Source organism: Thioalkalivibrio sp. ALE19 (assembly GCF_000428605.1).
GTDB lineage: Bacteria > Pseudomonadota > Gammaproteobacteria > Ectothiorhodospirales > Ectothiorhodospiraceae > Thioalkalivibrio.
In genome coordinates, this window is sequence record NZ_AUAG01000011.1 from 49,663 (window position 1) to 64,244 (window position 14,582).

The following is a 14,582-nucleotide window of genomic DNA, read 5'->3' on the forward strand; positions in this document are numbered from 1 at the left end:
CCGCGACCGGCTGACACGGCAAGAGAGACCCGATGACCGAACAAGAGAATGCCTCCGGGGAAGACCGGCTCGCGCTGGCGCGGGAGCTGGTGGGCGCTCTGGAAGGCGGTGACGAGGAGGCTTCGCGCCGCCTGATCCAGGAGCTCGCGCGGCCTTATGAACGCGAACTGTTCGACGAACTGGGCAAGCTGACCCGCGAACTGCACGAGGCACTGGAGAGCTTCCGGGGCGATTCGCGTCTGGTCGAGCTGGCGCAGGACGAGATTCCGGATGCGCGCGAGCGTCTGAGTTACGTGGTGACCCAGACCGAACAGGCCACGCACGAAACCCTGAATGCGGTGGAATCGTCCCTGCCGATTGCCGAGGCGTTCGCCGGGCGTGCCGCGGAACTCACCGAAAAATGGACCCGGTTCCGCAACCGCGAACTGTCGGTGGAGGAATTCCGCGAGTTCGCGCGCGAACTCGATGCATTTTTCGAACAGACCGGCAAGGACACCGAGGAACTGCGCCGGTTGCTGTCACAGGTCCTGATGGCACAGAGCTACCAGGATCTCACCGGGCAGGTGATCCGGCGGGTCATCCGTCTGGTCACGGATCTGGAGGAAAGCCTGGTCTCGCTGATCCGCCTGTCTTCCGGGCGCCTGGAGAAGGATGCCCGGGCGGCGGCCGAACAGGCCCCGGAGGCGGAACAAACCGCGCGCGAGGAGGACCGCCGCGGGCATGGACCCGCGGTGCCCCACACTCAAGATTCCGGCACGGATGTCGTTCAAGGACAGGACGAGGTGGACGATCTGCTGTCGAGCCTGGGGTTCTAGGGTCCGTCCCGGGATCCCCTTGCACCGGCAGCCATCTGCCGACGATTCGAGTCACCGGAACGGAGAGACCGCATGGCCATCGACCCCAACGACGAAATCCTCCAGGACTTCCTGATCGAGGCGGGGGAGCTGCTGGAAGGCCTGAACGAACAGCTGATCGACCTGGAACAGCATCCGGACGATACCGATCTGCTGAATGCGGTCTTCCGCAGTTTCCATACCATCAAGGGCGGGGCCGGTTTTCTCGGGCTCGACCCGCTGGTGACGGTGTGCCACAACGCCGAAGACGTCTTCAACCTGTTGCGCAATCACGAGCGCCAGGTGGACGGCCAGCTCATGGACACCATGCTGCGGGTGCTGGACACCCTCAACGTGATGTTCGGCGAGCTGCGCGACGGCCAGGAGCCGACGCCGGCGCCCGAAGATCTGGTCGACACCCTGCGACGCATGGCCCGCAACGAAACGGTCCCCGTCGGCGGCGGGGACGAAGCCGCCCCGGTCGCGGAAGAAACGCCGGACGCGGCCCCGGCCGGGGAGGCAGCGCCGGCGACGGCCGACGACTGGCCGTCGGAGGCGCTGGAGGAAGCGGCCGAGTCGCCGTCCGCGCCGGAGCCGGCAGCGGATGACGCGCCGGGCGATGACGAAGTCCGCGTGGGTGCCGGGGACGAGATCACCGACGACGAGTTCGAGGCCCTGCTGGACAGCCTGCACGGAGACCAGCCACCGAAGCCGGTGGATCCGGGCACGGCAGCGGAGTCGGCCCCGGAGGTCGCGGCCGCGGATGGCGGTGACGCGGGTGGTGGCGACGACGAGATCACCGACGATGAGTTCGAGAGCCTGCTCGACGAACTGCAGGCGAAAGGAGCCGGCCCACCGACCGCGCCGGCCGAACCGGCCGAGCCGGCCGAGCCGGCCGAGCCGGGCCCGTCCGCCGCTGCGGAACCGTTTCCGGAAGGTTCGGCGTCCGCCGCCGGGGCCGGCGGCACCGAACACGCGGACACCGCGCCTGCCGCAGAACCGGCGGCAGCCTCGCCCGGGGGCGCGGCCGGGAAGGAACAGAAGGCGGAAAGTTCCGGGCCGGCGCCCGCCTCCGGCGGTGGGCGCGGCGGCGCTTCCGGAGGTGGTGCCGCCGGCGGGGGTGCCGGAGGCGGCCAGGGCGGTGGCGGAAATCAGGGCGAGACCTCGGTGCGCGTGGATACCGAGCGGCTCGACGAGATCATGAACCTTGTGGGCGAGCTGGTCCTGGTGCGCAACCGGCTCAGCATGCTGCGCTCCGAGCACGTGGACGATGAACTGGGCAAGGCGATCAGTTCGCTGGCGCTGGTGACCTCGGATCTCCAGGCGTCGGTGATGAAGACCCGCATGCAGCCGGTGAAGAAGGTCTTCAATCGCTTTCCGCGCGTGATTCGTGATCTGTCGCGTAACCTGGGCAAGGAAATCGATCTGGAGATCTTTGGCGAGGAGACCGACCTCGACAAGAACCTGGTCGAGGCCCTGTCGGACCCGATGGTGCATCTGGTGCGCAATGCGGTGGACCACGGCATCGAGATGCCCGACGAGCGCGAGGCGGCCGGCAAGCCGCGGCGCGGCACGGTGGTCCTCGGGGCCGCCCAGGAGGGCGACCATATCGCCCTGATCATCAAGGACGACGGACGTGGCATGGATCCGGATGCGCTACGCCGCAAGGCGGTGGAAAAGGAGCTGATGGAGCCCGCGATGGCCGAGCGCATGACCGACCGCGAGGCCTTCAACGTGATCTTCATGGCCGGCTTTTCGACCAAGGCCGAGATCTCGGATGTCTCCGGCCGGGGCGTGGGCATGGACGTGGTCAAGACCAGCCTGAACCAGCTCAACGGCACCGTGGAGATCGAATCGGAGGTCGGCGTCGGCACGACGTTGCGGGTGAAGCTGCCGCTGACCCTGGCGATCCTGCCGGCGCTGATGGTGATCCTGGGCGAACGCCGTTTCGCGATCCCGCTGGCGGCGGTCTCCGAGATCCTCGATCTGGACCTCACCCAGACCCATTACGTGGACGAGCAGGAAGTCATTGTGGTGCGCAACCAGACCCTGCCGATCCATTATCTGTCGCGCTGGGCGAAGCCCGGCGTGGAACCACAACCCCGCGAGAACGCCCATGTGGTCGTGGTCCATGCGGCCGACCGCAAGGTCGGCCTGGTGGTCGACGGTCTGGTGGGGCAGGAAGAAGTTGTCATCAAGCCTCTGGGCCAGAATCTTCAGGGGGTCAAGGGCCTGGCGGGGGCCACCATTACCGGCGATGGTGGCATTGCACTCATTCTGGATGTCTCGGACCTGGTCACCCTGCTGGTGAATCAGGTACCGGGCAGCGGGCGAGCGCGCCGGGCCGCCCGACGAGCTGAGGGCTGAGGATGCCGGTCAAGGTTCTGGTGGTGGATGATTCCGGGTTTTTCCGACGCCGGATTGCGGAGATCCTGAACGCGGATATCGGGATCGAGGTCGTGGGTACGGCCGAGGATGGCCAGAAGGCGGTCGACGCCGTGAAGGAACTGGACCCGGATGTCGTGACCATGGACATCGAGATGCCGGTGATGGACGGCATCACGGCGGTCCGCAAGATCATGGCCGACCATCCGCGACCGATCCTGATGTTCTCCAGCCTGACCACCGAGGGTGCCCAGGCGACCCTGGACGCGCTGGAGGCCGGGGCGGTTGACTTTCTGCCCAAACGCTTCTCCGACATGGCCGGGGACGAAGACAGTGCGCGTGCCCTGCTGCGCCGGCGGGTCCGCAGTCTGGCGCGCAGCCGCGCGCGTTCCTCCAGTGCGCCGGGAGGGGACCGGCCGAAAACCGAGGCACCCGTGTCGGAACGCCGGCAGGCTGCGGACCGCAAGGCGAGCGAAACCGCGCGCGAGACGCCCAAGCCGCCGGTGGCCCGTCCGCCGGCACCGCTCAGTTCCCTGCGCGCGGTGCTGATCGGGACCTCCACCGGGGGACCGGTGGCGTTGCAGGAGGTGCTCAAGCACCTGCCGGCGAACTTCCCGCTCCCGGTGGTGCTGGTCCAGCACATGCCGGCAAGCTTCACCCCGGCGTTTGCCGAGCGGCTGGACGCGATCTGCCCGATCCGCATCAAGCAGGCGGTGGACGGCGACTTCCTGCGCCCGGGCACGGCTCTGCTGGCCCCCGGTGGCCAGCAGCTGACGCTGGAACGCGGTTCCCAGACCCGCGTGCGGGTGACCGAGAGTCCGGCGGGCACCATCTACAAGCCGAGCGTGGACGCGGCCTTCGAATCGGCCGTCGATGCGCTGCGCGGCCAGGTCCTGGCCATCATCCTGACCGGCATGGGGGCGGACGGCCGCGAGGGCGTGCGCGCGCTGAAGGGTTGCGGGGCCCAGGTGTGGTCGCAGGATGCGGCGACCTCGGTGGTGTACGGCATGCCGGCGGCGGTCGCCGAGGCCGGATTGACGGACCACGTGTATCCGTTGCCGGAGATTGGACCGGCCCTGGTCAAGGGGTTCTGCTGACATGGATATCCTGAGCCTCATCGGGATTCTCCTGGGGCTCGTTGCGGTGCTGGGCGGAAGCATCGCCAAGGGAAGCGGGATCGGCGCGCTGTGGAATGCCGCGGCGTTCATCATCGTGGTGCTGGGCACCCTCGGCGCGACCCTGGTGCAGGCGCGTCTGGGGGTCTTCATGCACGGCATGAAGATGCTGCCGTGGGTCTTTCGTCCGCCGGCGATCGACAACGCCGCGATGATTCGCCGCGTGGTGGAATGGTCGAACATCGCGCGCAAGGAAGGACTTCTCGGACTGGAGAGCGTAGCCGAAGAGGAACGCGACCCGTTCGCCCGCAAGGGGCTGCAGCTGCTGGTGGACGGAACCGAGCCGCAGGTGATCCGGCAGATCCTGGAATCCGACGTGGACAACCGCGAGGCCTTCGATCTGCAGGGCGCCAAGGTCTTCGAGAGCATGGGGGTGTATGCGCCCACGCTCGGCATCGTGGGCGCGGTCATGGGGCTGATGGCGGTGATGCAGAACCTGACCGATCCGGATCGTCTGGGCGCCGGGATCGCGGCCGCGTTCGTGGCCACGGTCTACGGGATCGCTTCGGCGAATCTGCTGTTCCTGCCGGTGGCCAACAAGCTGAAGGCACTGGTGCAGGAGCGCTCCCGTCACCAGGAGATGCTGATGGAGGGTCTGATCGCGATCGCGGAGGGGGAGAACCCCCGCAATATCGAGAGCAAGCTCGGCGGCTACGTGCACGGGTAGGACGAACATGGCCCGGCGCAAACATCAGGAGGAGGAAGCCAACCACGAAGCCTGGGCGATCCCCTACGGCGACCTCGTGACGCTGCTGCTCGCATTTTTCGTGGTGATGTATGCGATCTCCTCGGTCGACGAAGGCAAGTACCGGGTGCTGTCCGACTCGCTGGTGGAAGCCTTCGGGACCCCGGGGCAGCTGGAGCCGATCCAGGTCGGCGATCCCGGTGTGGTCGCGCCACCGTCGGACGCGGACGTACCGCGTTCGCTGGCGCCCATCGACATCCGGCCGGGGCTGCTGGACGAGGGCCCGCAAGCTCTGGACCGGGCGGCCTCGGGTCTGTTCGAGGAGCGCGGTGACGAAGATCTGCAGGGCCTGCTGGACGAGATCGCCGAGGTCGCCGCCGAGATCGAATCGGCGATGGCACCGATGATCGAGGACGGACAGGTGGACGTGACGCGGGACACCTACTGGCTGGAGATCGAGATCACCAGCCAGTTGCTGTTCCCCAGCGGCGAGGCCACTTTGAACCCGGACGCGGAGCCCGTGCTGGAAGATATCGCGGGGGTGCTGGCGCCGCGCGCGGCGCGCATTCACGTCGAGGGGCATACCGACAATGTGCCGATTACCACCGCGGTCTATCCTTCCAACTGGGAACTGTCCGCCGCGCGGGCGGCCACAGTGGTCAGGATGTTCGAACAACAGGGCATGGACCCGGCCGACATGGTGGCGCTGGGGCACGGGGAATATCGACCGGTGGCGGACAACGAGACCGCGGCCGGGCGGGCGGAAAACCGCCGGGTGGCGATCGTGGTGCTGCCCGGGGCTCCCCCGCGCGAAGACGGACAACGGGAACCGGAACAGCTGCGTGCGGTGCCGTCGCCGTAGCCACGAGAGGACGTCGCATGAAGATCTGGGCAGTGGCCAACCAGAAGGGCGGGGTGGGCAAGACCACCACGACGGTGACCCTGGGCGGACTGCTGTCCGGTCCGGACCAGCGTGTGCTGCTGGTGGACATGGACCCTCACGGCTCGCTCACCGCGTATTTCGGACACGACCCCGAGACCGCGACGCGCGGCGTGTACGAACTGTTCAATCAGGCGGTGGAAGGGGAGCGTCCGGACCCGGCCGGGCTGATACGCGAGACTCCCTTCCCGGGACTGGATCTGCTGACCGCGAGTACCGCGCTGGCGACGCTGGACCGTCAGCTCGGTACGCGGGGCGGCATGGGGCTGGTGCTGCGCCATGCCCTGGAGGGCGTGCAGGACGACTACGACTATGTCCTGATGGATTGCCCGCCGATGCTGGGCGTGCTGATGGTGAACGCCCTGGCGGCCTGCGACGAACTGCTGGTCCCGGTACAGACGGAATTCCTCGCCCTGAAGGGGCTGGAACGCATGATTAACACCCTGACGATGGTCCAGAAATCGCGCAAGGCACAACTGAACTACCGCATCATCCCGACCCTGTTCGACCGGCGAACCCGCGCGGCGCACGAGGCGCTGGCCGAGTTGCGGCGGCAGTACGGCGACGAGGTCTGGTCCGGGGTGATTCCGGTGGATACCAAGTTCCGTGATGCCTCCAGCGCAGGACAGCCGCTTTGCTTCATGATCCCGGATGCCCGCGGCGTGCTGGCCTATGCCGACCTGCTGGAAACCATCGGCGGACGGCTGCCCCGGACCCACGGGGAGAGGAGAAAGGCGAAATGAGCCGTCACCGGCAACAGAACGGACCGCTGCTCGCCGAGCCGCAGGCCCTCGAGGACTACTTCGGTGACCTGCTGGATGCGCCAGAGCCGGCCCCCGCCGAGCAGAAGGAGGAACGGTCCGCGCAGGATTCGCGTACACCGGTGGCCGAGGCACCGGCCGGCCCGCGCAGCCTGATGCGCGACGATATCCTGGAGCCGGTGGACACCCCGGTGGAGGTTCCGGCGAGCGAACCGGCGCCGGTTTCCGGCCCCGCCGCGCCGCCGCCGGAAGCTCCCGCGGGTCCGACGTATCCCCGGCCGGAAAAGCCGTTTTCGGCCCTGGTTATCGAAGCCGGGCCACTGACCCTGCTGGCTCCCCTGGTGGACCTCGGAGGCGTGACGCCGCTGGATCAGCTGAACATCCGCCCGACGCCGGCGCATTCACCCTGGTATCTGGGCATCGCGGACAGCAACCAGGGGCGGGTGCAGTTGATCGACCTGGCCGCCATCGTGACGCCGTCGGACCGGGAGTACGAACCGGATACCGCGCGTCAGGTGGTCTTCCTCGCGAACTCGCGCTTCGCGCTGGCCTGCCGGGCGATCCACGGGACCCGCACGATCGATCCCGAGCAGTTGCGCTGGCGCAGCGAACGGCGCCGGCTGCCGTGGCTGGCGGGCGTGGATCGCGAGAAGATGGCGACCCTGCTGGACCTGACGGCGTTGCACGGCAGTCTCGAGGCCGGGGACTGGGAGTCCGGTCAGCAGTGAACCACCGGCCGGACCAGGTGGCATTCAAGCCGCCAGGACGTCGGCCGTTACATTGAAAAAGAATCCATGTTGCGTGTCCGTCCCGGCGGACACGACCGCTCCAAGAGGATGAGCATGAGCGCACAAGACGTTGAATCCATGGCCAAGGCCGATACCGCTCCGTACGTGACCTTCAGCCTGGCCGACGAGACCTACGCCATCGACGTGCTCCAGGTCCAGGAGGTGCTGAAGGTGTCGGACATCGCGCCGGTACCCGGCGTACCGGATTACATCCTCGGCATCATCAACCTGCGCGGCAACGTGGTCACGGTGATTGATGCGCGTCGGCGCATGGGGCTGGAAGACCGCGAGCCGGACGATGCCTCGCGCATCGTGATCATCGACGTGGACGACCAGAACGTGGGCATCCTGGTGGATTCGGTGTCCGAGGTGGTGCGAATTTCGCCCGACAGCGTGGAGGCGGCGCCGGAGGTCGGCAACGACGAAAGCAGCCGTTTCATCCAGGGCGTCACCAGTACCGAAGCGGGTCTGACCATTCTGGTCGACCTGAACAAGCTCCTCTCCGACGAGGAGTGGGCGCAGCTGCGGGAGCTGTAGCCCGGCGCCGGATTCGCCCGGTCGGGCGGGACGGCGCACCGATGCACGGGCAGACCGTGCGGGAGGTAAAAAAATGGTGGACGAGCTCCAGCACGACCGTTCCGTACGGCCGCTTTACCCGGTCCTCAGGCCACCTCGCGACGTGCGTCCGGTGCACACCAGTGTGGCCGGCCACGCCCTGAGCGACGACCATGATCGCGACCCGATCCTGCGCCCCGGGATCCCCCCGGCCCAGCAAAAACCGCCACGCCTGGCCGAACGCGAACGGCGCCGGGGCGGGCGGATCGACGAATACGCCTGATTGCCGTCGCATCGCATCTCCGGACTGGCCTCGGACCGTGACTTCACGCGACAATCGGGCCAGCCAACGGGGAGCACGGGTTGATGGGAGAGAATCTACTGGTCTGGCTTGCGGCGGGGATCGCGCTGCTGGCCACCATCGTGGCGGGATTCGCCGTTGCGCTGGTGCTGCTGCTGCGGCGGCAGCTCACGGCTCTGCGGCAGGACTACCAGCGCCAGGCGACCTCCCTGATGGCCCTGCAGGGGGCGATGAAGGTCCTGTCCGAGGGGGTGATCAATCACGGTCAGGCGCAGGCTTCGGTACAGCGGGCGCTGGAACGCCTGCACGACCAGCACACCGAGCTGCGCGCGCGTGACCCGGATCAGGGCTCGTACGAGAAGGCCATCCAGCTGGTCCGCGAGGGTTATCCGCGCGAGGAAGTCCGCCGGCTCTGCAGCCTGACCGCCGCGGAACTGGACCTGATCTACAGCCTGCACGGTGCCGGTAGCGCGCGTGACGACGACTGACGGGGGCTGATGACGGGGGCTGATCAGGATCGTCCGAGGTCCTCCGGCGTGATCCCCGCCAGCAGGAACACGAAGGCCAGTACCTCCGCCACGGCCACGTAAAGCTCCTCGGGGATCTCCTCGCCCAGCGGCACCTGGGCCAGGGCCTCGGTCAGGGCGGCGTCCTGATGCAGCGGGATATCGTGTTCCTCGGCGATCCGGAGGATCTCCCCCGCGGTCACCCCGGTGCCCGACGCGGTGATGCGCGGTGCCTGCCGGCGATCCCACTCCAGGGCGACGGCCCGGTCATGCCCCGGTGCCCCCGTGGCCCCGCCCGTTCGCCTGTCGCGGCCACGGGTCATGCGCGTTCGTCCAGCATGCCGTGCGCCCGGTCCGGCCGGGCCTGCGGATCGGTATCCACGTCGCCCTGACGCACCGCAAGACTCGCCGGTTCCAGGTCGCGCGCGGCCAGGTTGTCGCGCAGGGACCCCTGGCCGGCCTGCAGGCGTTCCACGGTCTCCGCGCGTTCGGCGGTAAAATGTACGTGCAGTTGTCCGGCCCGTGAATGCAGCACGATGAGGGTCGGGCCCAGGGCCGGCAGGTCGAGGGTCAGGCGACAGCGCCAGTCGCCTTCGGCGGCCCCGTCGTGCTCGCCGGCGTGTTGTTCGATCTCGCCATGCAGGCCCTGCACCCCCTGCGGGGTGCGAAACGGCAGTTCGAACAGCCAGCGCTGAGGATCCGCTCCGTCGCCGGCGGCCTGCAGCTGGAGACTGGCGAGGCGGGCCAGCATGCCCTCCAGCAGCGGGCCCGTCCCGCCCGCGGGGGCCGAGCCGGCACCGCCGCCCGGGCCGGTACCGGGCATCTGCCGCAGGGCGTCGGCCGCCCGCAGCAGCCGGGCCTTGAGGTCGCCCGACACGTTCGGGCCCGCGCTGCCCAGTGTACCGGACTGGGCCAGCATGGACTCCAGCCACACCCCGGAGGCACGCGTCGCCTGCTGCAGCCCTTCGGGGCGGGTCAGGGCGGAGGCGTCGGGGAGACCGCGCACCAGGGCGTCGATGCGCGTCGAGGCCGTGTCGGCGCGGGTGTCCGGAGGCGTTGCCGCGGCGGAGAGGGCCTGCAGCGTTGGCGCCAGGGCGCGCGCCGCGGGCAGGGTCCGGCGCAGCAAGGCCGCCAGGCGATCCGTCTCCGCCGGCGACCCGGTCCCGATGCCCGGTGAACCCGCGGCCGGCAGGAGCCGCACTTCCAGCGAGGGCGAGCTGCGCGTGACCTCGGCCATCAGGCGCTGGCCGCTTTCGGCACGGGCAGCCAGCGCCTCGGACATCGCGCCGGCCAGCCGAGCGACCATCACGCCGGGGCGATCGCCGCTACTAGCGCTACCACCGCCGGTAGCGGGCAGTTGCAGCCGGACGTTGCCGTCCGCCAGGCGCTCGATCATGCGGACCTCCATCCGCTGTCCAACGGCGGCCAGCGGATCGCGGACCCCGCCGGCACGCGCACCGTCCGCGGAGGCGGGGAGGGGTAGCAGAGGACGCGAGCCGGTGAAATCGCCCATGGGAACGCTCTTCTCGCTGGAATGCCGGATCAGCATGGCACAAAGCCCGGCTCGGGCGGAATCTCGGGTACGAGCATGCCTGCTTGTCACAAGGGCCGCGGCCGGGCAGGCTCCCGCCGCGTCGAGTCATTTATTCATCAACAGAGGAAACAACATGTCCAAGCTGCGTGTACTCATGGTCTGCATGGGTAACATCTGTCGTTCGCCGATGGCCCATGGCGTATTCGAACAGCGCCTGCGCGAGCGCGGGCTGGAGAACGTGATCGAAGTCGATTCTGCCGGGACCCATGGCTATCACATCGGCTCCGGGCCGGATCCCCGGGCGCGCGATGAAGCCCGGGGCCGAGGCTACGACATCAGCCACCTGCGCGCGCGCCAGCTGGAACGCGAAGACTTCGATGAATTCGACTACATCCTGGTAATGGACGAGGCGAACGAGCGGATTGCTCGCCAGTTGCAGGGCAAGGATACGCGCGCGCGCCTGCAACGCTTCCCCGAGTACGCCGTGAACCGGCCGGAAACCGAGGTCCCGGACCCGTATTACGGTGGAGGGGAGGGTTTCGTCCATGTCATGGACCTGGTCGAGGCGGCCGCGGACGGCCTGCTCGAGCACTTCGAACGCGAGCACGGCATCCGGCCGCGGAAGGGATCCACTGGCTGACCGGGAAACCCGCCTCCACAGGTACATGCCTGCGGGGACGGGATTCATGGAACCGGGCCTCAGTCCTTCTTCGACCCGGAACCGTCTGCGTCCGTCTCGCCGCCGGTATCCGCGGGCTCACTGTCCGCGGGCTTGCTGTCCCCGGCGTCCGCCGCCGGGCCGGCGTCGGAGGCTTCGCTCGCGGGTGCGCTCTTGCGGGACCGGGTCGAGCTCGTGCGGCGACGGCGGCTGGACGGGGCCGTGCCGGCATCCGGGGATTCGTCGGATGATCCGGCTTCGGGCGCGGATGCGGAAGCCGCGTCGCTGGCGGGCTCCGTCACCGGCTCCGCGCTGCCCTCGTCACTCGTATCGCCTTCCGCCTTTTGCGCGGCCCGCGAACGTCCGCGGCTGCCGGAGGAACGCCGCCGACGGCTGCTGCTTCCACCCGCGTCTTCGCCGGTGTCATCGCTGGCCGCCTCCGGAGCCTGCTCCGCCTGTGCCTCGGCAGGGGCCTGGTTGTCCGCGTCCCCTTCGCTGGCGGCGGATTCCTTCTTTTTCGCCGGCTTGCGGGTGCGGGGCTTCCGCCCGCCGGATGCCGATGCCGCCTCGCTGTCTTCCTGCGAGGGGCTCGGCTCCGGCGCTTCGGCGTCGGAGCGGACCGGGGTGGTGGCCTGCGATCCGGATTCGCTGCTGTCGGCCGTGGGCTCGCCGGAGTCGGTGCCGCTGGAGTCGGTGGCGTTGGCGTCCTGGTCGTCACGGGGCTCCTGGCTGTCCGCTGCCGCGTCGCTGCTGCGGGCACGGCCGCCGCGACGCCGGCCACCACGGCGGGAACGCCGGCTGCGGGTCCGCCCCTTGCCGTCATCCCCGCTGTCCTCGCCGCTACCGGAGGTCTCCGGCGCACGATCCGCGGCTTCCTGTGTGGTGGCCTCTACGGGCGTATCCGCGCTGGTTTCGGCCGTCTTCGGGCCTTCATTCGCGCCTTCAGGGGCGGTCTTGTCGTCGCTTTTGTCTTCACCCTTGCGGGACTTGTCGGCGCCGCCGGCCTTGCCGGAACGCCCGCCGCCGGCGGACTTGCCCTTGCCTTCGCCGGGTTCGCCGGTCCTCTCCTTGCGCGGCTTGTCATCACCTTCGGGCTTGCCGCCGTTCCGGCCGCCACCCTTGCCGGTGCGCGTTTCCTCCCCGGACTTGTCGGGTTTGTCGGACTTGCGGGACTTGTCACCCTTGCCGCCGCGGGAACGGCGGCTGCCATTGCCACCGCTGTCGCCGCTCCTGTCGCCGGACTTGCGGTTGCGATCCGGCCCGCGCTCGCCACCCTTGCCACGGCGCCGGCCACGCGCTTCGCCCTCTGCCGGCGTGTCCGATTCGGCCGGCGTGCCGGCAGTGCTGGCCGGGGGACGGCTGTTGGGGAACAGCGCGGACCAGATGCGTCCGAAGAATCCGGGCTGGGCCACCGGTTCCGGCGGCGGCCCGGCCGGAGCGGAGGAACCCGCACCGGTCGGCGGCGCGGCTGGGGACTCCGGCGGTGGTGCGGATACCCTGACGCCCTGAACCAGCGGTTTTTCCGGCTTCTGCCGGCGCTCCTGATGCGGGTCCGGGTCTTCCTCCACGATTTCCACCAGCTGGTGGCTGCTGCGATCGCTGACCACTTCCTCGCGTTCGTCGCCGCGCACGCGCTGCACGGTGAAATGCGGGGTAAAGAACTGCGGGTTGGGGATGATGCTGATCTCGACCCCGTGACGCTCTTCGATCTCGCCGATGGCCTGGCGCTTCTCGTTGAGCAGGAAGGTGCCCACGTCCACCGGGACCTGGGCCAGGACCAGGCCCGTACGGTCCTTCATGCCTTCCTCCTCCATCAGGCGAAGGATGGACAGCGCCATGGATTCCACGCTGCGGATCTGGCCGTGGCCGTGGCAGCGCGGGCAGGTGATCTGGCTGGATTCGCCCAGCGAGGAGCGCAGCCGCTGGCGCGACATTTCCAGCAGCCCGAAGCGGCTGATGCGGCCGACCTGAACGCGCGCGCGATCCATTTCCAGCGCCTCGCGCAGGCGGTTCTCGACCTCGCGCTGATGCTTGTTGGCGCTCATGTCGATGAAGTCGATGACGATCAGGCCGCCAAGGTCGCGGATCCGCAGCTGCCGCGCGACTTCCTCGGCCGCTTCCAGGTTGGTATGGAAGGCCGTCTCCTCGATGTCGCCGCCCTTGGTCGAGCGCGCCGAGTTGACGTCGATGGAGATCAGCGCCTCGGTGTGGTCGATCACCAGGGCGCCGCCGGAGGGCAGCTGCACCTCGCGGTCAAACGCACTCTCGATCTGGCTTTCAATCTGGTAGCGGTTGAACAGCGGGACCGGGTCAGTGTAGTGCTTCAGCTTGCGCAGGCTGTTGGGCATGACCATGCGCACGAACTCGTCGGCCTGTTCGTAGATGGTGTCATCGTCGATGATCACCTCGCCGACATCGGTGCGCATGTGATCGCGCAGGGCACGGATGATGACGTTGCTTTCCTGGTGGATCAGGGCAGGGGCCCGGGCCTTTTTCGAGGCCTCGGTCACCGCCGACCACAGCGCGGTCATGTAATCGAGGTCCCACTGGAGCTCTTCGGTGCTGCGGCCGACACCGGCGGTGCGGGCAATCAGGCCCATCTCTTCGGGGATGTTCAGGCCCGACAGGGCCTCGCGCAGTTCGGCCCGGTCCTCGCCCTCGATCCGGCGCGACACGCCGCCGGCCTTCGGGTTGTTGGGCATCAGGACCAGGTAGCGCCCGGCCAGGCTGATGAAGGTCGTGAGCGCTGCACCCTTGGTGCCACGCTCTTCCTTTTCGACCTGGACCAGGATTTCCAGGCCTTCCTTCAGGAACTCGCGGACGGGCTTGTCGCTGTCGGCTGGTGCTCCCACCGCCGAGTGGGCGATTTCCTTGAACGGCAGGAAGCCGTGGCGGTCAGCCCCGAAGTTGACGAAGGCTGCTTCGAGGCTGGGCTCGACGCGGGTGATCTTCGCCTTGTAGATGTTGGCTTTCTTGCGCTCGCGCGAGGGAAGTTCGATGTCGAGGTCGTACAGCCGCTGGCCGTCGACCATGGCGACGCGCAGCTCTTCCGGCTGCGTTGCGTTGATCAGGATGCGTTTCATGCGATGGACTCGTTGGGGCGTCCCGCTGCTCCCCGACAGGGCCGGTCGGGCGGGCGGTGACCGTGCGGCACGGATGCTGTGCTGAAAGAGTGCGCGCAGGGGCGGCGCGTAGCGTGAGCCAGCGCGCCAGCCAGGTATTCACCAGCAGCCACGGGATCAGCCGTCCTTCTGGACAGCGACCGGGGAAGCAGGACTGGGTTAAAAGAAATAGTGTCACGCGTTCGCTCTTGGCGAGGGCCGTCCGGCCCCGGCGCCTGAGGCGCGGGCCGGAGCGGTGGATGATTCGTGGCGGCGTACGCCCGAAACGGGGTACCGCCAGCGGGCAATGTAGGATACAAGGCCCTGCCGCGGCAAGTTTTTTGCTACTTTATGACGACG

At 68.5% G+C, this 14,582-nt stretch carries 14 protein-coding genes; 11 read left to right on the top strand and 3 right to left on the bottom strand.

Going from position 1 to position 14,582, the window contains the following annotated elements:
- Nucleotides 1–32: 32 nt before the first annotated feature.
- From F787_RS0105875 to F787_RS0105920, 10 genes are all read left to right on the top strand, one after another.
- On the top strand, nucleotides 33–815 hold the full coding sequence (locus tag F787_RS0105875) for a protein phosphatase CheZ (RefSeq protein ID WP_019570003.1): 783 nt from the start codon (nucleotides 33–35) through the stop codon (nucleotides 813–815).
- Nucleotides 816–887: 72 nt separating this feature from the next.
- On the top strand, nucleotides 888–3,200 hold the full coding sequence (locus F787_RS0105880) for a chemotaxis protein CheA (protein ID WP_028491600.1): 2,313 nt from the start codon (nucleotides 888–890) through the stop codon (nucleotides 3,198–3,200).
- A gap of 2 nt (nucleotides 3,201–3,202) precedes the next feature.
- Nucleotides 3,203–4,315: a chemotaxis response regulator protein-glutamate methylesterase gene (locus F787_RS0105885; protein ID WP_018869470.1), complete on the top strand. Its 1,113-nt coding sequence runs from the start codon at nucleotides 3,203–3,205 to the stop codon at nucleotides 4,313–4,315.
- A gap of 1 nt (nucleotide 4,316) precedes the next feature.
- On the top strand, nucleotides 4,317–5,060 hold the full coding sequence (locus F787_RS0105890; protein WP_018869469.1) for a flagellar motor protein: 744 nt from the start codon (nucleotides 4,317–4,319) through the stop codon (nucleotides 5,058–5,060).
- A gap of 7 nt (nucleotides 5,061–5,067) precedes the next feature.
- Nucleotides 5,068–5,940: a flagellar motor protein MotD gene (gene motD, locus F787_RS0105895; RefSeq protein ID WP_028491601.1), complete on the top strand. Its 873-nt coding sequence runs from the start codon at nucleotides 5,068–5,070 to the stop codon at nucleotides 5,938–5,940.
- Nucleotides 5,941–5,957: 17 nt separating this feature from the next.
- Nucleotides 5,958–6,761 carry a ParA family protein gene (locus tag F787_RS0105900; RefSeq protein ID WP_028491602.1) on the top strand — a complete coding sequence of 268 codons (804 nt, stop codon included), beginning with the start codon at nucleotides 5,958–5,960 and terminating at the stop codon, nucleotides 6,759–6,761.
- Complete coding sequence (locus tag F787_RS0105905) at nucleotides 6,758–7,507, top strand: chemotaxis protein CheW (RefSeq protein WP_028491603.1); 750 nt, start codon at nucleotides 6,758–6,760, stop codon at nucleotides 7,505–7,507. Before F787_RS0105900 ends, F787_RS0105905 begins: the two co-directional genes overlap by 4 nt.
- A 138-nt stretch (nucleotides 7,508–7,645) precedes the next feature.
- Complete coding sequence (locus F787_RS0105910; protein WP_018869465.1) at nucleotides 7,646–8,104, top strand: chemotaxis protein CheW; 459 nt, start codon at nucleotides 7,646–7,648, stop codon at nucleotides 8,102–8,104.
- Nucleotides 8,105–8,177: 73 nt separating this feature from the next.
- Nucleotides 8,178–8,405, top strand: a complete 228-nt coding sequence (locus F787_RS0105915; RefSeq protein WP_018869464.1) for a hypothetical protein — start codon at nucleotides 8,178–8,180, stop codon at nucleotides 8,403–8,405.
- Nucleotides 8,406–8,488: 83 nt separating this feature from the next.
- Nucleotides 8,489–8,911 (top strand): DUF2802 domain-containing protein, encoded by a 423-nt coding sequence (locus F787_RS0105920; RefSeq protein ID WP_018869463.1) that lies wholly within the window; start codon nucleotides 8,489–8,491, stop codon nucleotides 8,909–8,911.
- A 23-nt stretch (nucleotides 8,912–8,934) separates the two neighbouring features.
- Here the strand turns inward: F787_RS0105920 and F787_RS0105925 are convergent, their stop codons facing one another.
- Together F787_RS0105925 and F787_RS0105930 are read right to left on the bottom strand one after the other, a co-directional pair.
- Nucleotides 8,935–9,252: an EscU/YscU/HrcU family type III secretion system export apparatus switch protein gene (locus F787_RS0105925; RefSeq protein ID WP_028491604.1), complete on the bottom strand. Its 318-nt coding sequence runs from the start codon at nucleotides 9,250–9,252 to the stop codon at nucleotides 8,935–8,937.
- Complete coding sequence (locus F787_RS0105930) at nucleotides 9,249–10,442, bottom strand: flagellar hook-length control protein FliK (RefSeq protein ID WP_028491605.1); 1,194 nt, start codon at nucleotides 10,440–10,442, stop codon at nucleotides 9,249–9,251. The genes F787_RS0105925 and F787_RS0105930 overlap by 4 nt, the downstream gene beginning before the upstream one ends.
- A 154-nt stretch (nucleotides 10,443–10,596) precedes the next feature.
- Here F787_RS0105930 and F787_RS0105935 point away from each other — a divergent pair, with 154 nt between their 5' ends.
- Nucleotides 10,597–11,103, top strand: a complete 507-nt coding sequence (locus F787_RS0105935; RefSeq protein ID WP_028491606.1) for a low molecular weight protein-tyrosine-phosphatase — start codon at nucleotides 10,597–10,599, stop codon at nucleotides 11,101–11,103.
- Nucleotides 11,104–11,162: 59 nt separating this feature from the next.
- Here the strand turns inward: F787_RS0105935 and F787_RS0105940 are convergent, their stop codons facing one another.
- Complete coding sequence (locus F787_RS0105940) at nucleotides 11,163–14,204, bottom strand: Rne/Rng family ribonuclease (RefSeq protein WP_028491607.1); 3,042 nt, start codon at nucleotides 14,202–14,204, stop codon at nucleotides 11,163–11,165.
- Nucleotides 14,205–14,582: the final 378 nt, after the last annotated feature.

Excerpts from the sequence above, each read along its gene's own strand:
- F787_RS0105875 (WP_019570003.1), top strand. The coding sequence starts at position 33 with ATGACCGAACAAGAGAATGCCTCCGGGGAAGACCGGCTCGCGCTGGCG.
- F787_RS0105880 (WP_028491600.1), top strand. The coding sequence starts at position 888 with ATGGCCATCGACCCCAACGACGAAATCCTCCAGGACTTCCTGATCGAG.
- F787_RS0105885 (WP_018869470.1), top strand. The coding sequence starts at position 3,203 with ATGCCGGTCAAGGTTCTGGTGGTGGATGATTCCGGGTTTTTCCGACGC.
- F787_RS0105890 (WP_018869469.1), top strand. The coding sequence starts at position 4,317 with ATGGATATCCTGAGCCTCATCGGGATTCTCCTGGGGCTCGTTGCGGTG.
- motD (WP_028491601.1), top strand. The coding sequence starts at position 5,068 with ATGGCCCGGCGCAAACATCAGGAGGAGGAAGCCAACCACGAAGCCTGG.
- F787_RS0105900 (WP_028491602.1), top strand. The coding sequence starts at position 5,958 with ATGAAGATCTGGGCAGTGGCCAACCAGAAGGGCGGGGTGGGCAAGACC.
- F787_RS0105905 (WP_028491603.1), top strand. The coding sequence starts at position 6,758 with ATGAGCCGTCACCGGCAACAGAACGGACCGCTGCTCGCCGAGCCGCAG.
- F787_RS0105910 (WP_018869465.1), top strand. The coding sequence starts at position 7,646 with ATGGCCAAGGCCGATACCGCTCCGTACGTGACCTTCAGCCTGGCCGAC.
- F787_RS0105915 (WP_018869464.1), top strand. The coding sequence starts at position 8,178 with ATGGTGGACGAGCTCCAGCACGACCGTTCCGTACGGCCGCTTTACCCG.
- F787_RS0105920 (WP_018869463.1), top strand. The coding sequence starts at position 8,489 with ATGGGAGAGAATCTACTGGTCTGGCTTGCGGCGGGGATCGCGCTGCTG.
- F787_RS0105925 (WP_028491604.1), bottom strand. The coding sequence starts at position 9,252 with ATGACCCGTGGCCGCGACAGGCGAACGGGCGGGGCCACGGGGGCACCG.
- F787_RS0105930 (WP_028491605.1), bottom strand. The coding sequence starts at position 10,442 with ATGGGCGATTTCACCGGCTCGCGTCCTCTGCTACCCCTCCCCGCCTCC.
- F787_RS0105935 (WP_028491606.1), top strand. The coding sequence starts at position 10,597 with ATGTCCAAGCTGCGTGTACTCATGGTCTGCATGGGTAACATCTGTCGT.
- F787_RS0105940 (WP_028491607.1), bottom strand. The coding sequence starts at position 14,204 with ATGAAACGCATCCTGATCAACGCAACGCAGCCGGAAGAGCTGCGCGTC.